This window comes from Mycobacterium branderi, assembly GCF_010728725.1.
GTDB classification, from domain to species: Bacteria; Actinomycetota; Actinomycetes; order Mycobacteriales; family Mycobacteriaceae; genus Mycobacterium; species Mycobacterium branderi.
Map to the genome: position 1 here is coordinate 4,772,117 of NZ_AP022606.1, position 22,415 is coordinate 4,794,531.

Consider the following 22,415-nt stretch of genomic DNA (forward strand, 5'->3'; position numbering starts at 1 on the left):
CTAGTGACGCTCCTTTTCGACCAGCTCATAGGTCTCGATGACGTCGCCTTCCTTGATGTCGTTGTAGCCCAGCGTCAAACCGCACTCGTAGCCGTCGCGGACCTCGGTGACGTCGTCCTTTTCCCGTCGCAGCGATTGGACCGTGAGGTTCTCGGCGACCACGATGTTGTCGCGCAGCAGCCGCGCTTTGGCGTTGCGGCGCATCACACCCGAGGTGACCAGACATCCGGCGATGACACCGACCTTGCTGCTGCGGAACAGCGCGCGGATCTCGGCGCGGCCCAGCTGGTTTTCCTCGTAGACCGGCTTGAGCATGCCGCGCAGGGCCTTTTCGATCTCGTCGATGGCCTGGTAGATCACCGAGTAGTAGCGGATGTCCACGCCTTCGCGGTTCGCGAGCTCGGTGGCCTTGCCCTCGGCGCGCACGTTGAACCCGATGATCACCGCGTCGGACGCCGAGGCCAGGTTGACGTTGGTCTCGGTGATGCCACCGACACCGCGGTCGATGACGCGCAGCGCCACCTCGTCGTCGACCTGGATTCCCATCAGCGCCTCTTCCAGCGCCTCGACGGTACCGGCGTTGTCTCCCTTGAGGATCAGGTTCAGCTGGCTGGTTTCCTTCAGCGCCGAGTCCAGGTCCTCCAGGCTGATCCGCTTGCGCGACCGCGCCGCCAGCGCGTTGCGCTTGCGGGCGCTGCGCCGGTCGGCGATCTGGCGGGCGATGCGGTCCTCGTCGACGACGAGGAAGTTGTCACCGGCGCCGGGCACCGACGTGAAGCCGATGACCTGCACCGGCCGCGACGGCAGCGCCGCCTCGACGTCCTCGCCGTATTCGTCGACCATCCGGCGGACCCGGCCGTAGGCGTCGCCGGCCACCACCGAGTCGCCGACGTGCAGCGTGCCGCGCTGCACCAGCACGGTGGCCACCGGGCCGCGACCGCGGTCCAGGTGCGCCTCGATCGCCACACCCTGGGCTTCCATGTCGGGGTTGGCCCGCAGGTCCAGTGCCGCGTCGGCGGTCAGCAGCACCGCCTCCAGCAGCGCCTCGATGTTGGTGCCCTGCTTGGCGGAGATGTCGACGAACATCGTGTCGCCGCCGAATTCCTCTGGCACCAAACCGTATTCGGTGAGTTGCCCGCGAATCTTCTGCGGGTCTGCGCCCTCTTTGTCGATCTTGTTGACCGCCACCACGATCGGCACGTCGGCCGCCTGAGCGTGGTTGATGGCCTCTACCGTCTGCGGCATGACGCCGTCGTCGGCGGCGACCACCAGGATCGCGATGTCGGTGGCCTTCGCACCGCGGGCACGCATCGCGGTGAACGCCTCGTGACCTGGGGTGTCGATGAAGGTGATCAGCCGTTGGTCGCCGTCGAGGTCCACCGGTACCTGGTAGGCGCCGATGTGCTGGGTGATGCCGCCGGCCTCGGCCTCGCGGACGTTGGCCTGGCGGATGGTGTCCAGCAGGCGGGTCTTCCCGTGGTCGACGTGACCCATCACGGTCACCACCGGCGGGCGGGTCTGCAGATCCTCCTCGCTGCCTTCATCCTCGCCGTAGGTCAGGTCGAAGGATTCCAACAGCTCGCGGTCCTCGTCCTCGGGGGACACGACCTGCACGTTGTAGTTCATCTCGCTGCCCAGCAGCTCGAGGGTCTCGTCACCCACAGACTGGGTGGCGGTCACCATCTCGCCGAGGTTGAACAGCGCCTGCACCAGCGCGGCCGGGTTGGCGTCGATCTTCTCGGCGAAGTCGGACAGCGACGCCCCGCGCGCCAGCCGGATGGTCTCGCCGTTGCCGTGCGGCAACCGGACGCCGCCGACCACCGGCGCCTGCATCGAGTCGTATTCCTGGCGCTTCTGCCGCTTCGACTTGCGGCCCCGCTTCGGGGCGCCGCCGGGACGGCCGAACGCGCCGGCCGCACCACCGCGCTGGCCGGGACGACCACCGCCGCCACCCGGCCGGCCGCGGAAACCGCCGGCGGGCGGTGCCCCGACACCCCCGCCGCCGCCTCGGTAGCCGCCGCCACCGCCGCCCGGACGGCCGCCGGACGGCGCGCCGGGACGGCCACCGGGCCCGGGCCGCGGGGCACCGGGACGCGGCGGGCGGCCCTGACCTGCGGCTCCGCCGGGACGGGGCGGCATGCTGCCCGGCGACATGCCGGGCCGCGGCGCGCCGGGCCGGGGAGCGCCGGGACGCGGCGCAGGCGGCCGCGGGATGGGCCGCTCGACGGGCTGCGCCGACGAGAACGGGTTGTTGCCGACGCGCGGCGTGCGGGCGGCCGGCTTGGGTGCGGGGCTGGGGCCTGGAGCCGGCCGCTGCCCTGGCGTGGCGCCGGGGGTGGGCCCGGGGCGCGTCGGGGGCGGCGCGGCTTGGGGTTGCGCGGCTTGCGGCGGCGCGGCTTGCGGCTGCGCGGCCGGCGGCTCAGCAGCCGGCGCCTTGGCCTTCTGCGGCGCCGCCTCGGTCTTGGCGGCGGCCTTCGCGGGTGCGCCGTTGCCGGCAGTCTTCTCCGCGGCCGGCTTGCCACCGCCGAACGACTCGCGCAGTCGGCGCGCAACGGGCGCCTCAACCGTCGAGGATGCCGATTTGACGAATTCGCCCTGTTCGCTCAGCCGGGCGAGAACTTCCTTGCTGGTAACACCGAGTTCCTTGGCCAACTCGTGTACGCGGGCCTTGCCTGCCACTACTTCTCCTGTCCATGAGGCGACAGCGGTGGTGGGCCGCGCCTCGGGTTTAGCTATGACGCATGGTCATCGGGACTTCACGGTGTGCTCATGTTCTTTGCTACCTGTCCTGTTGCCGGGTGCACCGAGCGAATCGACATGCTCGGCCACCGCGGATGTGTCCGGTGAACCGGTGATGCGCAGCGCTCGGGTGAAAGCTCGTCGCCGGATCGCTTCGCGCGTGCACTGCGGTGAGGGATGCAGCCACGCACCCCGCCCCGGCAGGTTACCTGCTGTGTCAACGATTACGGCATATTTGCCGTTCCCGGTCGACACAGCCACCACGCGAAGCAGTTCGACGGCCAACTCTCGCTTCCGGCAGCCGACACATGTCCGCACCGGTCCTTCGGTGCGTCGATGCGCCGAGGCCGAAGTCTCGCGCTGGATCACGGCTCAGTTTACCTGCACCGGGCCGGCGCTCAGCACCGGCTGGCCTATTGCTACCGGTCGTGGGCCATGCCGTGGCTGGCCCCGTGTTCCGGCTGGCCAGCGGGGTGTTCCGGTGAATCGCCGCGGATGTCGATGCGCCAGCCCGTCAGCCGGGCAGCCAGCCGCGCATTCTGGCCCTCCTTGCCGATGGCCAGCGACAACTGGAAGTCGGGCACCACCACCCGCGCGGCCCGCGCCGACTGGTCGATGACCGTGACCGAAACCACCTTGGCCGGCGAGAGCGCGTTGGCGACAAAGCGGGCCGGATCCTCGTCGTAGTCGATGATGTCGATCTTTTCCCCGGACAACTCGCTCATCACGTTGCGCACCCGTTGGCCCATCGGACCGATGCAGGCGCCCTTGGCGTTCAATCCGGGAACGTTCGAGCGCACCGCGATCTTCGAGCGGTGCCCGGCTTCGCGCGCGACGGCGACGATCTCCACCGACCCGTCGGCGATCTCGGGCACCTCCAGCGAGAACAGCTTGCGCACCAGGTTGGGGTGGGTGCGCGACAGCGTGATCAGCGGCTCGCGTGCACCGCGGGTCACCCCGACCACGTAGCAGCGCAGCCGATCGCCGTGCTCGTAGGTCTCGCCGGGGACCTGCTCGGCCGCCGGGATGACGCCTTCGGAACCCTTTGTCTCGCTTCCCATCCGCACGACGACGAGCCCGCGCGCGTTGGCGCGGCTGTCACGCTGGATGACCCCGGCGACGATTTCGCCCTCCCGGGTGGAGAACTCGCCGTAGTTGCGCTCGTTCTCGGCGTCGCGAAGCCGCTGCAGGATCACCTGGCGCGCAGTGGTGGCGGCGATCCGACCGAAACCCTCAGGGGTGTCGTCCCATTCGGAGAGCACGTTGCCGTCCTCGTCGACCTCGCGGGCGATCACGCGCACGACGCCGGTCTTGCGGTCGATGTCGATATATGCGTCTTGCTGGTGTCCCTCGGTGTGCCGGTAGGCGGTGAGCAACGCCGATTTGATGGTCTCCACCACCACATCCACCGAGATGCCTTTGTCCGCTTCGATCGCGTGCAGCGCGGCCATGTCGATGTTCATCAGCGCCGCTCCTCCTCATCGCTCCGCTCTGCATCGTCGCCGGCGCGGTTCATGTTCCGGCCTCCGTTTCCGCCAGCTCGAGTTCCCGTCGAGCAGGTGCCGAAAACTCAACTTGCACAACGGCTTCCACGATGTCGTCGAGCGGGATACTACGCAGCGCCCAGTCGCGGCCGTCGCGGACGACCAGCGTCACCGTGTCGTCGCGGGTCTCGCCGAGCCTGCCGGTCAGTTGGGATCCGTCCGTCAACGCCATGTCGACCTTGCGGCCGCGGGCGCGGCGAAAATGCTTTTCGCTGGTCAGCGGACGCTCCACACCAGGCGAACTGACCTCGAGCACGTATTGGCCGTGAATGCTTTTGACGCCGTCGAGCACTCTGGACGCCGATCGCGACAACGCGGCTATGGTGTCCAGGTCCGGTGCGGTATCGCCGTCGGCGATCACCGTGATCCGGGGCGGACGGGTCCGGGTGTCGATGACGACGTCTTCGATCTCGTAGCCTGCGCGCGCGAACTCACCATCGAGTAGCTCGATCACCTGCGTCTGCGAAGGTAGCCCGGTGGCCACGGCGAGCTCCTCATCTTGAATTGTCCGGACATCGAAGTTCCTGGGAACAGCCACCAACGATACGCCAGGAATCCGCTATCAGCCGGGGACCGCGAGCGCCCGATCACCACGTCATGCTTGGCCTCCGCGCGCAATGGCAGGATGTTGCTGTGCCACCGACAATGCCGGTCGTGACCAGGCGACGCGTGCTAGCCGGCGGTGCCGCATTGGCCGCGTTGGGGCTCACCGCGTCGGCCTGCGGTTCGCAGCAGGAGCAGCCCCCCGCCGTCGACCCATTGAAAGCGCAATTGACGCTGGCCCGCCACGACAGCGAGCTGGCCGCGGCGGCGGCCACCACCGAGTCGCCCCGGGTGGCTGCCGCGCTCAAGCAGGTCGCCTCCGAGCGCGCCCAGCATGCGACCGCGCTGTCGGCCGAGATCGATCGGGTCGCCGGAATCACCTCCAGCACGCCCAGCTCGACGACGACCACCACCAGCGCCGCACCCGGACCGCCGCCGGCACTGTCCGACGTCGTCGGCGCGCTACGCACTTCTGCTGGGAGCGCAGGTCAGCTGGCCATCACCGAGTCGGGATACCGGGCGGGCCTGATGGGCTCGATCGCGGCGGCGTGCACCGCCGCCTACACCGTCGGGCTGGTATTCGGAGACTCCGCGTCATGACCGCCTACGACGACGCGTTGTGCGCGGCGCTGTCCACCGAACACGCCGTCATTTACGGCTACGGCATCGTGTCCGCCCGCTGCGCGCCGGCCGTGAACGACCTGGTGGCGTCCGCGATGACCCAGCACCGCGAACGTCGGGACCAGGTCATCGGAATGCTGGAGGCACGCAAGGTCACCGCACCCGTTGCCGCCGCCGGCTACCAGCTGCCCATGCGGGTGGACGACGAGGTTGATGCGGCCCGGCTTGCGGCGCGGATGGAGAAAGACACCGAAGTGGCCTGGCGTGCGGTGGTCGAGCAGGCCGAAGCCCCGCAGGACCGCCAGTTCGGCGTGACCGCGTTGATCCAGAGCGCCGTGGCGGCCGCGCGGTGGAACCGGGTCGTGGGCGACTGGCCGATCACCACGGCCTTCCCGGGCGGCAACGACTAGCGCAGCGGGTCGGCGCTGGTCTACCCGGAGACCGCCGTCGTGATGTCGGCGGCCAGCCCGGCGCCCACAGACAGTTCCCGGGTTTCGCCGCTGAATCGGTTGCGCAGCTCGACCACGCCGTCGGCCCAGCCGCGGCCCACCACGACGATCCAGGGCACCCCGAGCAGTTCGGCGTCCTTGAACTTCACGCCGGGTGAGGCCTGGCGGTCGTCGAGCAGCACCTCGATTCCCAGCCGGTCCAAATCGCGGGCCAGCGTGGTGGCTCCGGTGCGGGCGTCGGCGTCCTTGTTGGCGATCACCACGTGCACGTCGAACGGCGACACGCTCGACGGCCAGCGCAGACCCAGCTCGTCGTGGTGTTGTTCGGCGATCACGGCCACCAGTCGCGACACCCCGACACCGTAGGAGCCCATCGTGAGCCGGACGGGTTTGCCGTCCTCGCCGAGCACGTCGGCGGTGAACGCGTCGGTGTATTTGCGGCCGAGCTGGAAGATGTGAGCGATCTCGATGCCGCGGGCCGAGACCAGCGGCCCGGCGCCGTCCGGTGACGGGTCGCCGTCGCGCACCTCGGCGGCCTCGATGGTGCCGTCAGCGGTGAAGTCGCGACCAGCGACCAGCCCGACGACGTGCTTGCCGGGTTGGTCGGCCCCGGTGATCCAGCTGGTCCCGTCCACCACACGCGGGTCGACGAGATAGCGAATCTCATTGTCGCGCAGTGCTTTCGGGCCGATATACCCCTTGACCAGGAATGGGTACTTGGCGAAATCGCCGTCGTCGAGCATTTTGTACTCGGCCGGCTCCAGGGCGGCGGCCAGCCGCTTCTCGTCGACTTCGCGATCACCCGGCACCCCGATGCCCAGTAACTCCCGCTCGCCGCCGGGGTGGTGGACCTCGAGCATCACGTTTTTCAGGGTGTCGGCGGCGGTCACCGTGCGGCCCAGGTCAGCGCCGTTGGCCCACTCCACCAGGGTAGCGATCGTCGGGGTGTCGCCGGTGTCGTGGACGACGGCCTCCGGGAGCCCGTCGACGGGTCGGCTCTCCGGGCGCGCGGTGATGACCGCCTCGACGTTGGCCGCATACCCGGACTCCAGGCAGCGCACGAAAGTGTCCTCGCCGACCGGGCTTTCGGCCAAGAACTCCTCCGAGGCGCTGCCTCCCATGGCGCCGGATACCGCCGAGACGATGACATAGCGCACCTGCAGTCGGTCGAACATGCGCTGATACGCCTCGCGGTGCGCGTGGTAGGCGGCCTTTAGCCCGGCGTCGTCGACGTCGAAGGAGTAAGAGTCCTTCATCACGAATTCCCGCACGCGCAGGATTCCGGCCCGCGGCCGCGCCTCGTCGCGGTATTTGTTCTGGATTTGGTACAGCACCAGCGGAAAGTCCTTGTAGGAGCTGTACTCCCCCTTCACGGTCAGCGTGAACAACTCTTCGTGGGTGGGGGCCAGTAGATAGTCGTTGCCACGGCGGTCCTGCAGCCGAAAAATGGTGTCGCCGTACTCCGTCCACCGGTTAGTGGTCTCGTACGGGGCGCGCGGCAAGAGTGCGGGGAACAGGATCTCTTGGCCGCCAATCGCATTCATCTCCTCGCGGACCACGCGTTCGATCTTGCGCAGCACCCGCAGCCCGAGCGGCAGCCAGCTGTACAGGCCGGGCGCGATCGGCCGGACGTAGCCGGCCCGGATCAGCAGCTTGTGGCTGGGGACCTCCGCGTCGGCGGGATCGTCGCGCAGCGTGCGCAGGAACAACTCGGACATCCGGGTGATCACAGCGGGCAAGCCTAGCGGTCACTTCACCGAGATCGACGTGGGCGTGCTGCCCACTCGCGCTTTTCCGCGCTGGTGTCGATCTCGGCGCAAAAAAGGGCGAGTTACAGCTCGCCCGCGTCGAGGGCTTGCTGGACTTCCTGGGCGTGCGCCACCTGCTTGGCGCTGTAACCGATCAGCAGGGACACGCCGCCGACGAGGATGGCCACGCCGGCCACCCACAGCAGCCCGTAGGTGTAGCCGTGGTCCAGCGCGTGCCGCTGCGCGGCATTCATGTCCTTCACGGGGCCGTTGATGCCGCCCAGATACAGCGTGCGCGACGTGATGACGGCCTGGATGACGGCCAGCACCACCGGCCCTCCGAGGTTCTGCAGCATCAGCGCGATCGCGGAGGTGGGGCCGATGCGGTCGAACCCGACGCCCGCGATGGCCGACAGTGCCAGCGGGACGATGATCATGCCGATGCCGATGCCGCCGACCACGATCGGCATCACCAGGTTCGGGAAGTACGGGATGCTGGCGTTGAGCGTCGAGCCGTACAGCATTGCGCCCAGCACCAGGATGCCGCCGCTGATCACCACGACCCGCGGCGGGAACCACGACACCAGCTGCGAGGCGGCACCCAGGCCAATGCCCATCGCGATCGCGAACGGGATGAAGCCGACACCAGCGCGCAGTGCGCTGTAGCCCATGATGTCCTGCACGTACAGCCCGATCAGCACGGTCAGGGTGAACAGCACACCGCCGCCCAAGAACATTGCCGCGAAAGTGGCCAGCCGGTTGCGGTCGAAGAACAGGTCGAACGGGACGACGGGATTCTCGGCGGTGCGCTCCACGACGGCGAACGCCACGAACGCAGCCAGTGCCACCAGACCCGAACCGATCGTGGTGACCGAGATCCAGCCCTTCTCCGGCCCCATCGAGAAGGCGAACACCGCAGCCGTGCAGGCCAGCGTGGCCAGCACCGCGCCGGTGGCGTCGAGCTTCATCCGCTCCTTGACCGTTTCGCGCAGCGTGGTGCGGGCCAGGTAGATCATCACCAGCCCGATCGGCACGTTGACCAAAAACGCCAGCCGCCACGACACCTCGGTCAGCGCCCCCCCGACGACCAGGCCCATCACCGAGCCGACACCGGTCATCGCGCCGAACACCGCGGTGGCCGCATTGCGGGCCGGTCCCTTCGGGAACGTCGTCGCGACCAGCGCCAGCGCGGTCGGCGAGGCGATCGCCGCGCCGATACCCTGCAACAGCCGCGCGACGACCAGGGTGGCTTCGTCCCAGGCGATCCCGCACAGCGCGGAGGCGATCGTGAACAGCGCCACGCCGACGATGAAGGTGCGCTTACGGCCAATGGTGTCGCCGAGCCGGCCGCCAAGCAGCATCAACCCGCCGAACGTGAGCACGTAGGCGGTGATCACCCAGCTTCGCCCGGCGTCGGACAGGCTGAGCTCGTTTTGGATTTTCGGCAGCGCGACGATGGCGATGGTGCCGTCCATCGTGGCCATCAGTTGCATGCCGGCGATGGCGATCACCGCGGCAAAGAACCGGCGCGACGGGCGCCACTCCGGCAAATACTTGCTGAAACGACCTAACACCGTTTGCGGCGGTGTGGGCGTGGGCGTGGGCGTGGAAGACATCGGGACCGCTCGTTCGGGGCGTTCGGCCGTCCAGGTGTGGACAGCCTGCTCAGCGTCATTAAGAGCCGTCATAAGGGGCTACCCTACAGTAATCTTAATATTCGCTTAAGTGCCGAACGCGGCCACGGCGCCGATAACGATGATCGCCGGAGGTCGGATGCCTTCCGCCCGAATCTTTTGCGGCGCGTCGCCGAGCGTGGCCCGCAACGTGCGTTCGGCGGCTGTCGTGCCGTGCTCGACCACCAAGACCGGCGTATCCGCAGGTCGGCCGCCTTTCAGCAGGGCTTCGGTGAACAGTTCGATGCGCTCGACGGCCATCAGCAAAACGATCGTGCCGGATAACGCCGCCAATGCGTCCCAATTCACTAACGATTCGGGCTCCCCGGGAGCAATATGCCCGCTGACCACCACGAATTCGTGATTGACCGCGCGATGAGTGACCGGCACACCCACAGATGCGGGCACCGCTATGGCGCTTGTCACACCCGGCACGACGGTCACCGGAATGCCGGCGTCGGCGCAGGCCAGAACTTCCTCGTAGCCGCGGGCGAATACGAATGGGTCGCCTCCTTTGAGGCGCACCACGAACTGCCCGGCCTTCGCGCGCTCGATCATCACCGCGTTGATGGCGTCCTGGGCCATCGCCCGCCCGTACGGGATCTTCGCGGCGTCGATCACCTCGACGTGCGGGGGCAACTCGGCGAGCAGTTCCGGTGGCGCCAGCCGGTCGGCGACGACGACGTCGGCCTGGGCGAGCAACCGGCGGCCGCGCACGGTGATCAGTTCCGGATCGCCCGGGCCGCCGCCGACCAGCGCCACGCCGCCGTGGATCACGTCGTCGCTCTCGGCGGTGATGAGCCCACGTTGCAGCGCCTCGCGGATGGCCGAACGGATCGCCGCCGACCGGCGGTGCTCGCCGCCGGCCAGCACGCCCACCGATAGCCCGGCGTATTCGAAGGTCGCCGGGGTGACGGCGCTGCCCTCGACGGCGATGTCGGCGCGCACGCAGAAGATTCGCCGACGGTCAGCCTCGGCGACCACCGCGGCGTTCACCTGCGGGTCGTCGGTGGCCGCGATCGCATACCAGGCGCCGTCGAGGTCGCCGTCGCGATACTCGCGCAGCGACAACCGGATTCGGCTCATCGCTTCCACGGCGCGGGTGGCCGAGCGGGTGATGACGTGCACGTCGGCGCCGCTGGCGACCAGCAGCGGCAGCCGGCGTTGGGCGACGGTGCCGCCGCCCACCACGACGACCTTCTTGCCGGTCAGCCGTAACCCGGCCAGATAGGCGTTCTCGGTCACCGGCTAACTCTAGAGGCCGCGGCGCGGGCCACGAAGCGCGCCACCACAGCCGGCGCGGCTGCGGGATGGGTGTGCAGATAGGCGGCGTGCACGCCGTCGTGCACGGCGCCATCGCGGGCGGCGTTGTCTCGATAAACCCACGCCGGATCGTAGGTTCTGCTGAAAGCGACTGTGGTGCGGTGAAATTCGTGTCCCACGATGCGTTCGCCGACCCTGTACAGCGGCGAGTCGGCCACCGCGACCGCGTCCCGATACCCCAGGGTCAGGCGCTCGGTGAACCGCGCCGACCCGGCCAGCACGTCGCACATCGGATATCCGTCGAGTTCGGATGCCAAATACACCAGCCCCGCGCATTCGGCGTGCACCGGCGCACCGACGGCGGCCAGTGCCTTGATCTGCTGCCGGGCAACGTGGTTGCCGGACAGCTCCGCGGCGAACTGCTCGGGGAAACCGCCGGGCAGCACGACGGCGGCTGCTCCCTCGGGTAGCGGGTCGACGAGCGGGTCGAATTCGGCGACCTCCGCCCCAGCCGCCCGCAACAACTCCGCATGCTCGGCGTAGCCGAAAGTGAACGCCTTTCCACTGGCGAGCGCGACGGTGACGCCAGCGGCCTGATCGATTTCGGCCGCCGGATCCCAAGGCGGGTCGGTCACCCGGCTTTGTGCTGCGGCGACTACGGCTTCGATGTCGACGTGGCGGGCGATCAGCGCCGTCATCGCCTCGACAGCCTCTTGGGCCCGGCGGCCGTACTCGACCGCCGTTACCAAGCCCAGGTAGCGTGTCGGCACGTCGATTTCGTCGCTACGCGGAATGGCGCCGAGGACGGGGATGCCGGCGTGCTCGCAGGCCTGCCGCAATACCTGTTCGTGTCTGGGCGAACCGACCCGGTTGAGAATGACACCGGCGATGCGGGTCTGGCTGTCGAACGTCGAAAAGCCGTGCAGCAGTGCGGCAATGCTGTGGCTTTGCCCGCGGGCATCGACCACCAGAACGACCGGGGCGCCCAGCAGGGCGGCGACGTGAGCGGTGGATCCGGATGCCGGGATGGCCGCAGCGGTGTCGATGCGACCGTCGAAAAGCCCCATCACGCCTTCGATCACGGCGATGTCGGCGCCCGCGGCGCCGTGCCTGTACAGCGGGCCGACGAGACGCTCCCCCACCAGCACCGGGTCCAGGTTGCGGCCGGCGCGGCCGGCGGCCAGCGTGTGATAACCGGGGTCGATGAAGTCGGGTCCGACCTTGAACGGCGCGACGGTATGGCCGGCTTGCCGCAGTGCGCCGATCAAACCCGTTGCGACCGTGGTCTTTCCGCTGCCCGACGCGGGCGCGGCTACGACGACCGCGGGGGGGCTCACGGTGCCGCTCTCTGCCTCGAGCGGCAAAAGCTCACCACTCGATGCCTTTTTGGCCCTTGCGCCCGACGTCCATCGGGTGCTTGACCTTGGTCATCTCGGTGACCAGATCGGCGGCGTCGACCAGCCGCGGCGGTGCGTCGCGTCCGGTGATCACCACATGCTGGCTGCCCGGGCGGGCCAGCAACGTGTCCACCACCTCGTCGACGTCGACCCATCCCCACTTGAGCGGATAGGTGAACTCGTCGAGGACGTAGAAGTCGTGGCGCGCGTCGGCCAGGCGGCGCGCGATCTCGGCCCAGCCGTCGGCGGCCGCCGCCGCGTGGTCGTCGTCGCTGCCGGCCTTGCGCGACCACGACCAGCCGGCGCCCATCTTGTGCCATTCCACCTGCCCGCCGACGCCGTGCTCGTCGTGCAGGCGGCCGAGTTGCCGAAATGCCGCCTCCTCACCGACCTTCCACTTGGCGCTCTTGACGAACTGGAACACCGCGACGTCGAGCCCGGCGTTCCACGCCCGCAACGCCATACCGAAGGCGGCCGTCGACTTTCCCTTGCCCGGACCGGTGTGGACGGCCAGCACCGGCGTGTTGCGCCGGGCCCGGGTGGTCAGCCCGTCGTCGGGAACCTGCAGTGGTCGGCCTTGGGGCATCTCAGGCGGCCCCGCGCACGGCCTGGGTCAGGTAGTCGGCCCGCAGCTGCTCCAGCCGCACCGCCGGCGCCCCGAGCTGGCGGGCCAGCTGCTCGGCCAGGCCCAGCCGGACAAACGACGTCTCACAGTCGATCACCACCGAGGCGGCCCCTTCGGCGACGAGCAGAGCCGCCGCGGTCCGGCTGCGCCCCAACGGATCCGGCCCTGCGGTGGCCCGGCCGTCGGTCAGCACCACCACCAGCGGACGGCGCGAGGAGTCCCGGGCCTTCTCTCGGAGCACCAGTTCGCGGGCGGCCAGGAGGCCCTCTGCCAGAGGCGTTTTGCCCCCGGTGCCGAATCGGGACAATCGACGGCCCGCGATGTGCGCGGACGACGTCGGCGGCAGCAGTAGCCGCGCCCCGTCGTGGCGGAAGGTGATAACGGCGACCTTGTCGCGGCGCTGATAGGCGTCGCGCAGCAGCGAAAGCGTGGCACCGCTGACCGCGGCCATCCGGTCCCGCGCGGCCATCGACCCGGAGGCGTCGACGACGAAGATCACCAGGTTGCCTTCCCGGCCCTCGCGGATCGCACGGCGAATATCGCTGGACTGCAACCGAAGCCGGCCTGAGCCGTCGGCGTGTTCGGCAGCGGCCAGCACGCTGGCGAACAGGTGAAAACCATGACCGTCGGTGTCGCTGGCGGCCACCACCGCGCCGGTGGCGTTGCGGGCCCGCGACCGGCGGCCCGGCGCGCCTTCCCCGACGCCGGGGACGGTCAGTGCCCGGGTACGGAAGGTCGCCGACGGCGGCGCGCTCGGCTTGGGCGCTCGAGGTGCCGAATCCCTTTGCGGCGCAGCGTCTGCAACACCCTCGCCGCCGCCCGGGGGGTCGGGGTCAGGCTCCGGATCATCCTGAGCCGCTTGTTCCAGTGCCTCGTCGAGCTGGTTACGGTCGATGCCGGGCTCGTCGAACGGGTCGCGGCGGCGCCGGTGCGGCAACGCGAGCTCGGCGGCCACCCGGATATCGGACTCGTCGACGGTGTCGTTGCCGCGCCAGGCGGCGTGCGCGACCGCGGTGCGCGCTACCACCAAATCGGCGCGCATCCCGTCGACGTCGAATGCCGCGCACAACGCGGCGATGCGCCGTAACTCGTTGTCCGGCAACGTGATATCGTCAACAAGCGCGCGGGCTGAGGCGATGCGGCGGGCCAGTTCGGCATCGGCATCGGCGTAGCGCGCGGCGAATCCCTCCGGGTCGGCCTCGTAGGCCATCCGTTGGCGGATGACCTGTACCCGCACGTCGACGTCGCGCGACGCGTGCACGTCGACGGTGAGGCCGAAGCGGTCCAGCAGCTGGGGGCGCAGCTCGCCCTCCTCCGGGTTCATCGTGCCGATCAGCACGAAGCGGGCCTCGTGGGAATGCGAGATGCCGTCGCGTTCGATGTGCACCCGGCCCATCGCTGCCGCGTCGAGCAGCAAGTCGACCAGATGATCGTGCAGCAGGTTGACCTCGTCGACGTAGAGCACGCCGCCGTGCGCGCGCGCCAAAAGGCCCGGAGAGAAGGCGTGCTCGCCGTCGCGCAGCACCCGCTGCAAATCCAGCGAGCCGACCACCCGGTCTTCGGTGGCGCCGATCGGCAGCTCGACGAGCCGAGCGTCTTCGGAGGCGGCCGACAGCAGTGCGGCCAGGCCGCGCACCGCTGTCGACTTGGCGGTGCCTTTCTCGCCGCGGATCAACACCCCGCCGATCTCCGGGCGCACCGCACACAGGATCAGCGCCAACCGAAGCTGCTCGTGGCCGACGATCGCGCTGAACGGATAGGGCGTCACGGGTGGGCCTCCGCGCCGCTACCAGGCCCGCCCGCCGACGATGCAGGCCGTGAAACGGCCTGAGGAGGAGGCGGGCTACCCGGCCTGAGCATCGGCACGTGCGGGATGCCATCCTCGACGAAATCGTCGCCGTCGCGCACGAAGCCGTGCTGGGCGTACATGTCCGCCAGGTAGGTCTGCGCGTCGATGCGACACGGATAATCGCCCACCTCTGCCAACGCGGCGCGCAGCAGCCGGGTGGTGTGGCCCTGGCCGCGGGCGCGGCGCTTGGTGCACAGCCGCCCGAGGCGAAACGCCTTCTCGCCGCCGGCGTGTTCTTCCATCAGCCGCAGCGTGCAAATCACTTCTCCGTCGGGGGCTTCCAGCCAGAAATGCCGCGTCTCGGCGAGCAGATCGCGGCCGTCGAGCTCCGGGTACGGGCAGGCCTGCTCCACGACGAACACCTCCACCCGCAGTTTGAGCAGCTCGTAAAGAGTCCGCGCGTCAAGGTCTTTGGCCCACGCGCGGCGCAGCGAGACCGTCATAAGCCCAACACCTTGCTGCCCCACGACCACACCTCCTCGAACAGCGCCGGCTCGCGCGACAATGTGGCGCCCAGCGACGGCACCATCTCTTTCAGAGTCGGCAGCCACGACTGGTAGCGCTCGGAAAAGCAGCGCTCCAGCACCTCCAGCATTGCCGATACCGCAATCGACGCGCCCGGCGACGCCCCGAGCAGTCCCGCGATGCTGCCGTCGGCTCCAGCCAGAACCGTGGTGTCGAATTCGAGGGCCCCGCGCCGGATCACCTGCACCCGTTGGCCGGCCATCACCAGCTCCCAATCGGAATCTGTTGCGCTGGGCACGAATTCGCGCAATACGTCCATCCGGGCAGGCGTCGACAGGCGCAGCTGGCCGAGCAGGTAGTTCACCAGCCTGCGCTGGCGGACGCCGACCGCCAGCAGCGACAGAAGGTTGTCCGCTCGCACCGAGCGCGGAAGATCGGTGACTCGACCCTGCTTGAGAAACCTCGGCGACCAGCTGGCGAACGGCCCGAACAGCAACCAGGACTTGCCGTTGACGACCCGCGCATCCAGATGCGGGGCGGTCATTCCCGGCGCGCCGGGCGCGGGAAGGCCGTACACCTTGGCCCGGTGCGCACCGACAAGCGCGGGATTGCCGCTGCGCAAAAATTGTCCGCCGATCGGGAAACCGCCGAAACCCCTGACCTCTTTGATGCCGGCTCGCTGCAACAGCCGCAGCGCGTCGCCGCCGGCGCCGACGAACACGAATTTTGCGTTCAGCTTGCGGTTTTCGCCGGTGCGGCGGTTGCGGACCGTCAGCGCCCAGCTGCCGTCGCGCTGACGGTGAAGGTTGCGCACCTCGTGCCCGAACAGCGCGGTGGTGCCGTGGCGCACGCCGTAGCCGACGAGCTGGCGGGCCAGCACACCGAAGTCGACGTCGGTGCCGTCGGCGGCCCAGTTGAGCGCCACCGGCTCGGCGAAGTTGCGCCCGGCCGCCATGAGTGGTAGCCGGCGCGCGAACTCGTCGGCGCCGGTGACGAATTCGGTGTGAGCGAACAACGGGTTGCCGGCCAGGGCGTCGCGGCGCCGCCGTAGATAGTCCACCCGTTCGGCGCCCTGCACGAAGCTCACGTGCGGGATCGGGTTGAGGAAGCTCCGCGCGTCGGACAGCATCCCGCTTTCCACCGCATGCGCCCAGAATTGGCGGGTGACCTGGAACTGCTCGTTGACCCGCACCGCCTTGCCGACATCGACCGAGCCGTCGGGCCGTTCGGGTGTGTAGAACAGCTCGCACAATCCCGCGTGGCCGGTGCCGGCGTTGTTCCATGCGGCGCTGCTTTCGGCCGCGGCGCCGTCGAGCCGCTCTATCAGGGTGATCGACCAGTCCGGCTCCAGCCGCCGCAGCAGCGCGCCCAGCGTGGCGCTCATGATGCCCGCACCCACGAGCACGACATCGGTCTTTGCGGTCGTGGTCATTGGTCCTCAGGTTATCCCGACAGGATCGGGCGCGATCGGGCACGCTTTAAGCTGGCGAACGTGACTGGCTGGCAGCGCGATGTCCTGCCCGGTTACTGGCAGCACACCATCGACCTGGGGCCGGATCCCGACGGCGAGGGTGAGCTCGTCGCGACCCTGGTGCGCCGCGGCGACGCCGCGCCGGCGGCACACGCGGTGCTGGCCGTGCACGGCTACACAGACTACTTTTTCCACACCGCGCTGGCCGACCACTTCGCCGACCGCGGCTTCGCCTTCTATGCGCTGGACCTGCAGAAATGCGGCCGATCGCGACGGGCCGGCCAGACCCCGCACTTCACCACCGATCTGGCCCGCTACGACGCCGAATTCGACTACGCCCTGCGCGTCATCGGCGAGCAGACCCAATCGGCGCGGGTGCTGGCGTACGGCCATTCCACCGGCGGGCTGATCGTGTCCCTGTGGCTGGACCGGCTGCGACGCCGGGGCGTCATCGCGCGGGCAGGCGTCGGAGGCCTGGTGCTCAACAGTCCGCTGCTGGACCTGCCCGGGCCGGCGGTGCTGCGCTGGTCGCTGACCTCGGCGCTGATCGCCACCATTGCGCGGGTCGCCAAATGGCGGGTGGCCCGGGCGCCCGGCCCGGGCGGATACGGGGCCAGCCTGCACCGCGACTACCACGGCGAGTTCGACTACGACCTGGCATGGAAGCCGCTCGGCGGCTTCCCGATCACCTTCGGGTGGCTGCACGCCGTTCGGCGCGGCCAGGCGCAGCTGCACCGCGGACTCGACGTGGGTGTGCCCAACCTGATCCTGCGTTCGGATCACAGCGTGCCCGAGGACGCCGATTCGGTCGAACTGCAATACGGCGACGCCGTTCTCGACGTCGCCCAGATCGCCCGGTGGGCCGGCTGCATCGGAAACCGCACTACCGTCGTCCCGGTCAAAGACGCCAAACACGACGTGTTTCTGTCCATGCCAGAGCCCAGGCAGTCGGCTTACGACCAGCTGGACATCTGGCTGGACGACTACCTCGGTGCCACCCGACCCGTAGCGTCTTGAGAATGGATGAAGATGGAAACCTACGACCTCGCGATCATCGGAACCGGTTCGGGCAACAGCATTCTCGACGAACGCTACGCCGGTAAGCGAGTCGCGATCTGCGAGCAGGGTACGTTCGGCGGCACCTGCCTCAACGTGGGATGCATCCCCACCAAGATGTTCGTCTACGCCGCCGAGGTCGCCCAAACCATCCGTGGCGCTTCGCGTTACGGCGTCGACGCACACATCGACCGGGTGCGCTGGGACGACATCGTGTCGCGCATCTTCGGGCGCATCGATCCGATCGCCATCGGCGGCGAAGACTACCGGAGGTCCTCACCCAATGTCGACGTCTACGGCCAGCACACGAGGTTCGGGCCGGTGCAGCCCGACGGGCGCTACCTGCTGCGCACCGACGACGGCGACGAGTTCACCGCCGACCAGGTCGTGATCGCGGCCGGATCGCGGCCGGTCGCACCGCCAGCCTTCCTCGAGTGCGGCGTCGAATACCACACCAGCGACACGATCATGCGTATCGCGGAGCTGCCCGAACACTTGGTGATCATCGGCGGCGGCTTCGTGGCGGCCGAATTCGCGCACATCTTCTCCGCGCTGGGCGTACGGATCACGCTGGTGATCCGCGGCGGCACGCTGCTGCGGCATCTGGACGACACGCTGTCCCAACGGTTTACCCGCATCGCGTCGACGAAATGGGAGCTGCGCAGCCACCGCAACGTCGTCGGAGCGCATCACCGGGGCTCGCGGATCGTGCTGGAACTCGACGACGGGTCGACGCTGAGCGCCGACGCGGTGCTGGTGGCCACCGGCCGCAAACCCAACGGCGATCTGCTGGACGCCGAGCAGGCCGGAATCGAGATCGCCGGCAGCCGCGTCGTGGTCGACGAATACCAAAGAACCTCCGCGCGTGACGTTTTCGCGCTCGGTGACGTGTCGTCGCCGTACGAGCTCAAGCACGTCGCCAACCACGAGGCCCGTGTAGTGCAGCACAATCTGCTCTGCGACTGGGACGACACCGACGCGATGGTGGCCACCGACCATCGCTACGTCCCGTCGGCGGTGTTCACCGACCCGCAGATCGCCAGCGTCGGTTTGACCGAAAACCAGGCTGCTGCAAAGGGTTTCGATCTATCAGTCTACATTCAGGACTACGGCGACGTGGCCTACGGCTGGGCGATGGAGGACACAACCGGCATTGTCAAACTCGTCGCCGAATGCGGCACGGGCCGGCTGCTGGGCGCGCACGTCATGGGCCATCAGGCGTCGTCGATCATCCAGCCGCTGATTCAGGCGATGAGCTTCGGACTCACCGCAGCGCAGATGGCCCGCGGCCAGTACTGGATTCACCCGGCGCTGCCGGAGGTTGTCGAGAACGCGCTACTCGGATTGCGCTGAGTCGGCCTGACATTGCGGGCACAGGCCGTGCAGGGTCAGGCCCGCCCGCTCCGACAGCGTGAACGAACTGCCGGCCATCGCGTGTTCCAGCGCGGAAGTCAGCTGCTGCGCCGGCACTTCGATGATCGACCCGCAGTGCGTGCACACCGCGTGATGATGCGGATCTGCGGCCAAACCATAAGTGGTGACCCCACTTTCGAGGGTCAGTGCGTGAAGCACGCCTTGGTCGACCAGGGTGGTCACGGTGCGGTAGATCGTCGCCAGGTCCGGCGGCGGTTCGCCGGCGGGCAAGGATTCACGCAGCCGCTGGTCGATCTCGGCGACCGAGAGATGGCCATGGACTGGCTCGAGCACCGCCAGCACCGCGATCCGCGACGCCATCCGCCGCAGCCCATGTGCGCGCAACAATGCGCCGATCCGCTCGGTGACGGCCGGGTCCAGCGCCGATGGCCTGGTCACCCATCCAGTATCGCCCAGGATGCGCGGCGCGGCTGCCAGACTGACCGTCATGCCGAGTATGTCGATCTGCGACGTGCTTCCCGCCGCCGCTGCGCTGCTCGGCGCGCCGGACGCGGTCGACGCCCTCGAGCTGACGGAGCAGGTCGGCGACGTGCAGCGCGTCGCGGTGGTATTGGTCGACGGGATGGGCTGGCACCTGCTGCCGGAGTTGGCCGCCGATGCACCGCTGCTCGCGTCGGTGCTGGCCGGGGAGGTCGGCCGGCTTGCCGAACTGGCCTGCACGTTCCCGTCGACGACGCCGACCAGCCTGGTATCCCTGGGCACCGGGACGCCGCCCGGCGAGCACGGCATCCTTGGGTTCACGGTCAAGTTGCCCGACTCCCACCGGGTGCTCAACCACATCTTCTGGCGCGACGACCCCGCGCCTGGGGCATGGCAACCAGTGCCGACCTGGTTCGAGCGGCTGAACCGGGCCGGAATCCGCGCGCGGGCCGTGCTGCCGGCCCACTTCATCGGCAGCGGGCTCACCGAAGCGGCCTACCGGGGCGCACAGTTCCACGCGACGAACCCCCGCGACGACTACGCTGCGCATCTGGCTGAAGAGGTGGCCACCGCACCCGGTCTGGTCTATGGCTACACCGCCGAACTCGACACCGCGGCGCACGTGTTCGGCATCGGCTCCGGCGAATGGCACACCGCGGCGGCGAATGTCGACGCGCTGCTGACGCGGCTGGTCGAGGCGTTGCCGTCCGACGCGGCGCTGCTGGTCACCGCCGACCACGGCGGGCTGAACGTGCCGCCGACCTCCCGCGTCGACCTCGACGCCGACCCGCGGCTGGCCGCAGGTGTGCATACGGTGGCCGGCGATCCGCGGGTGCGCTACCTACATACCGCCGACGGCGCGACGCCCGACGTGGTCGCCGCCTGGAGCGAACTGCTGGCCGGGCGCGCCGAGGTGTACAGCCGCGACGACGCGGTAGCGGCCGGACTGTTCGGGCCGGTGCGCCCCGAACACCTGCCGCGCATCGGCGACGTCGTCGTGACCTGCACCGGCGACACTGCCGTACTGGCCACCGGTTATGAGCCGCCGGAAGTGGCGCGGCTGGTCGGCATGCATGGGGCCGCGACGGCTGCCGAGCTGGCGATTCCGCTGATCGCGTTCCGCGGTTGACGCCGGGTCAGGCGGCGCTGGTCGAGGACCGACTGTCGATCGACCACAGATGGCCACAGTCGGGGCATTGCAGATGCAGCAGCCACGCCTGGTTGCTCAACAGGTACTGCCAGTGGTCGCCGCAATTGCGGCTGCTTTGGCAGTCGGCGCACTCGGCGCCGTGATTGCACAGCGGGCAGTCGAACCAGGCGCGGCGACCCCGATCGGCGGTGGGGTCAATCGGGAACACGCCCGGCCCCCCGATCCGGAAGTATCCCGGCGGTCACCAGATCGTCGTAGATCCGCTGCTGTTCGTCATCCAGGTCCGAGTAGAGCATCGCGTAAGCGCGTTCCTCCTCGGCCAGCACCTCCAGCGGATCCCAGTCATCCCCGATCGCCTCCAGGACGGCCGCGCGCCGGCGCGCCTCGTCAAGGGTCAGGTCGTATGCAAACGCCACATGACTTGACTCAACAGCCACCGGTTCTCCCTGAGCAAAGAATGTCGATCGAGCCAGGGTGGGCGATCAGGGCTGCGGCCGGCAATGGCCTCCGTCACACTCGGCCATTGAGATTGGTCACATTTCGGTGCGGGCTCACCACGTGGGGGGCGCGGCTCCCCTGCCGAAACCCCACGTCGACTGACCCAGCCGTGGCTTGCGCCGCTCGTCCGTCGCGTGCCGCCGAAAGCGTTGCGCCAGTAGTGGTTCGGGGTCGATTCCCTCGGATTGGGCCAGACATGGACCGCTGAATTCACACGTCAGGCAGTGGGCCGCGAACGTCGGGTAGATCGCCGGGTCACTGGTCATGTCGACGGCCTCGGCACCGATCAACATGCCGACCGCGCCGATCTCGGCCCGGCTACGGCGGATATGGGTCCGCCGCAGGAGGCCCGCGGTGCATTGCCGGACGCGGTCGGTCTCGTCGGCTCGCGCGGCACGCGCCGACATCCGCCGGTGCTGCGGGATGGCACGACCGCCGCCGCTGGCCTCGCTTTGGCGAACCCGATTCGGCGCGCCACTGCGGTCGGCAGCCGGCGGGTCGAGCGCCCCGCTGACGCGCACCTCGTTGTGGATCGTGCCCACAATCTCCATCCCCAGGTATTCCCGCTCCCACGCCCAACAGCCGGCAACCGCCGCTTCGTCCCGGATCAGCGACTCCAGCTCCTGCCATTCCTCGACAATCTGGTGGCGCACTACCCAGTACTCGTCGGCGGCGTCGACCGCCAGTAAGTCGATGCGACACGTGTAGATCACCGGAGACCCGTCCGCTGTCACCAACCCGCGGTCCGGATCACGCGGATCGGGTACCAGACCTTGCACCTCATGGTCGATCTTGATGGGCGCGAAGTTGTCGACGGTGCGCGCCCACGCGTCGTAGGTGTCGAGCACCATCGTCGCGGTCGGCAGCTGCTCGGGCGCGCAGGCGTCCTCGAGTGCGCGCTTGGCGGCCTTGTGCACCAGCGATTGCTTCACTTCATGTGGCCAGTCCCAGGTGCCCGGGTAGTAATAGACAGCAAGCGCATCGGTCAGCGCGGCCGGCAGGGCGGCATCGACGACCCCGACCGGCTCAAGATCGCGGCGGTGCGGCGACGCGAAATCCCATTGTCGCCGACAGCGTTTGAACCGCGAGCGGTCGTCCTGGGTGATGCGGTAGTCCATGGCGGGCGAGCTGATCAGTGAGTATGCGGCCACGGCTCGTCGAGCGGCCAGCGACATCGATCGGTGCGGGCGGCCATCGTTTCCAGCTCGGCGAGCAGATCATCGAAGAACGAGGGCCGAAGATCGGTGACCACGCCGCCCGCGGGCACTACCCGCCACTCGTACTGCTCGCCGCGTCGTGCCAGATACACAACGTCATCGCGACCGGGGCGCGCCGCCTCGATCGAGGCGAACAACTCATCACGCTTCATGCTGCGCCCCGCCGGTTTTAATGCTGCCATCCCGCGAGACCGTGTGGTAAGCCGTTGCGGATAGTTGGCCTCCAGTGCCGGGCGCTCAGGTGTAGAACGGT

General features: G+C 68.9%; 21 protein-coding genes. 5 read left to right on the forward strand and 16 right to left on the reverse strand.

What is annotated here, in order from left to right:
• From infB to rimP, 4 genes are all read right to left on the reverse strand, one after another.
• Positions 1–2,679: a translation initiation factor IF-2 gene (gene infB / locus G6N47_RS23180; RefSeq protein ID WP_163659730.1), complete on the reverse strand. Its 2,679-nt coding sequence runs from the start codon at positions 2,677–2,679 to the stop codon at positions 1–3.
• A gap of 66 nt (positions 2,680–2,745) precedes the next feature.
• Positions 2,746–3,024, reverse strand: coding sequence for a YlxR family protein (locus tag G6N47_RS23185; protein WP_276036512.1), 279 nt, complete (start codon positions 3,022–3,024; stop codon positions 2,746–2,748).
• Between the two features lie 134 nt (positions 3,025–3,158).
• Complete coding sequence (nusA, locus tag G6N47_RS23190) at positions 3,159–4,202, reverse strand: transcription termination factor NusA (protein WP_083129383.1); 1,044 nt, start codon at positions 4,200–4,202, stop codon at positions 3,159–3,161.
• 49 nt (positions 4,203–4,251) lie between these two features.
• Entirely contained in the window at positions 4,252–4,767 is a 516-nt protein-coding gene (gene rimP / locus G6N47_RS23195) for a ribosome maturation factor RimP (RefSeq protein WP_083129384.1), read from the reverse strand.
• Between the two features lie 161 nt (positions 4,768–4,928).
• On the opposite strand from rimP, the gene G6N47_RS23200 reads away from it, so the two are divergent.
• Together G6N47_RS23200 and G6N47_RS23205 are read left to right on the forward strand one after the other, a co-directional pair.
• Positions 4,929–5,426 carry a hypothetical protein gene (locus tag G6N47_RS23200; protein WP_232080385.1) on the forward strand — a complete coding sequence of 166 codons (498 nt, stop codon included), beginning with the start codon at positions 4,929–4,931 and terminating at the stop codon, positions 5,424–5,426.
• Positions 5,423–5,857, forward strand: a complete 435-nt coding sequence (locus G6N47_RS23205) for a ferritin-like domain-containing protein (RefSeq protein WP_083129386.1) — start codon at positions 5,423–5,425, stop codon at positions 5,855–5,857. The genes G6N47_RS23200 and G6N47_RS23205 overlap by 4 nt, the downstream gene beginning before the upstream one ends.
• A gap of 20 nt (positions 5,858–5,877) precedes the next feature.
• Here G6N47_RS23205 and G6N47_RS23210 read toward each other — a convergent pair whose 3' ends face one another.
• From G6N47_RS23210 to mqo, 8 genes are all read right to left on the reverse strand, one after another.
• Positions 5,878–7,626: a proline--tRNA ligase gene (locus G6N47_RS23210; protein ID WP_083129387.1), complete on the reverse strand. Its 1,749-nt coding sequence runs from the start codon at positions 7,624–7,626 to the stop codon at positions 5,878–5,880.
• Positions 7,627–7,727: 101 nt separating this feature from the next.
• Positions 7,728–9,332, reverse strand: coding sequence for an MFS transporter (locus tag G6N47_RS23215; RefSeq protein ID WP_083129388.1), 1,605 nt, complete (start codon positions 9,330–9,332; stop codon positions 7,728–7,730).
• A 33-nt stretch (positions 9,333–9,365) separates the two neighbouring features.
• Positions 9,366–10,562 (reverse strand): uroporphyrinogen-III C-methyltransferase, encoded by a 1,197-nt coding sequence (cobA, locus tag G6N47_RS23220; RefSeq protein ID WP_083129389.1) that lies wholly within the window; start codon positions 10,560–10,562, stop codon positions 9,366–9,368.
• The gene (locus tag G6N47_RS23225) at positions 10,559–11,917 is read right to left on the reverse strand and encodes a cobyrinate a,c-diamide synthase (RefSeq protein ID WP_083129390.1); all 1,359 of its coding nucleotides are present in this window, start codon (positions 11,915–11,917) and stop codon (positions 10,559–10,561) included. The genes cobA and G6N47_RS23225 overlap by 4 nt, the downstream gene beginning before the upstream one ends.
• A gap of 31 nt (positions 11,918–11,948) precedes the next feature.
• Positions 11,949–12,563, reverse strand: a complete 615-nt coding sequence (gene cobO, locus G6N47_RS23230; protein ID WP_083129391.1) for a cob(I)yrinic acid a,c-diamide adenosyltransferase — start codon at positions 12,561–12,563, stop codon at positions 11,949–11,951.
• Between the two features lies 1 nt (position 12,564).
• Complete coding sequence (locus tag G6N47_RS23235) at positions 12,565–14,370, reverse strand: magnesium chelatase subunit D family protein (protein ID WP_083129392.1); 1,806 nt, start codon at positions 14,368–14,370, stop codon at positions 12,565–12,567.
• A complete protein-coding gene (locus G6N47_RS23240; protein ID WP_083129393.1) occupies positions 14,367–14,894 on the reverse strand; it encodes a GNAT family N-acetyltransferase in 528 nt (175 codons plus the stop codon). The genes G6N47_RS23235 and G6N47_RS23240 overlap by 4 nt, the downstream gene beginning before the upstream one ends.
• Positions 14,891–16,348, reverse strand: coding sequence for a malate dehydrogenase (quinone) (gene mqo, locus G6N47_RS23245; RefSeq protein ID WP_083129394.1), 1,458 nt, complete (start codon positions 16,346–16,348; stop codon positions 14,891–14,893). The genes G6N47_RS23240 and mqo overlap by 4 nt, the downstream gene beginning before the upstream one ends.
• A 60-nt stretch (positions 16,349–16,408) precedes the next feature.
• Here mqo and G6N47_RS23250 point away from each other — a divergent pair, with 60 nt between their 5' ends.
• Together G6N47_RS23250 and mtr are read left to right on the forward strand one after the other, a co-directional pair.
• Positions 16,409–17,404, forward strand: a complete 996-nt coding sequence (locus G6N47_RS23250) for an alpha/beta hydrolase (RefSeq protein WP_083129395.1) — start codon at positions 16,409–16,411, stop codon at positions 17,402–17,404.
• Positions 17,405–17,416: 12 nt separating this feature from the next.
• Complete coding sequence (gene mtr / locus G6N47_RS23255) at positions 17,417–18,796, forward strand: mycothione reductase (protein ID WP_083130413.1); 1,380 nt, start codon at positions 17,417–17,419, stop codon at positions 18,794–18,796.
• Here the strand turns inward: mtr and G6N47_RS23260 are convergent.
• Positions 18,779–19,306, reverse strand: coding sequence for a Fur family transcriptional regulator (locus G6N47_RS23260; RefSeq protein WP_083129396.1), 528 nt, complete (start codon positions 19,304–19,306; stop codon positions 18,779–18,781). The genes mtr and G6N47_RS23260 overlap by 18 nt on opposite strands.
• On the opposite strand from G6N47_RS23260, the gene G6N47_RS23265 reads away from it, so the two are divergent.
• On the forward strand, positions 19,305–20,426 hold the full coding sequence (locus G6N47_RS23265) for an alkaline phosphatase family protein (RefSeq protein ID WP_083130414.1): 1,122 nt from the start codon (positions 19,305–19,307) through the stop codon (positions 20,424–20,426). The two genes, G6N47_RS23260 and G6N47_RS23265, sit on opposite strands and share 2 nt — an antisense overlap.
• A gap of 215 nt (positions 20,427–20,641) precedes the next feature.
• On the opposite strand, the gene G6N47_RS23270 is transcribed toward G6N47_RS23265, so the two are convergent.
• The 3 genes from G6N47_RS23270 to G6N47_RS23280 form a co-directional block, all read right to left on the reverse strand.
• Positions 20,642–20,884, reverse strand: coding sequence for a DUF6400 family protein (locus tag G6N47_RS23270; RefSeq protein WP_083129398.1), 243 nt, complete (start codon positions 20,882–20,884; stop codon positions 20,642–20,644).
• A 114-nt stretch (positions 20,885–20,998) separates the two neighbouring features.
• A complete protein-coding gene (locus G6N47_RS23275) occupies positions 20,999–22,096 on the reverse strand; it encodes a hypothetical protein (protein WP_083129399.1) in 1,098 nt (365 codons plus the stop codon).
• Entirely contained in the window at positions 22,078–22,344 is a 267-nt protein-coding gene (locus tag G6N47_RS23280; protein WP_139799266.1) for a sortase family protein, read from the reverse strand. Before G6N47_RS23280 ends, G6N47_RS23275 begins: the two co-directional genes overlap by 19 nt.
• Between the last annotated feature and the right edge of the window lie 71 nt (positions 22,345–22,415).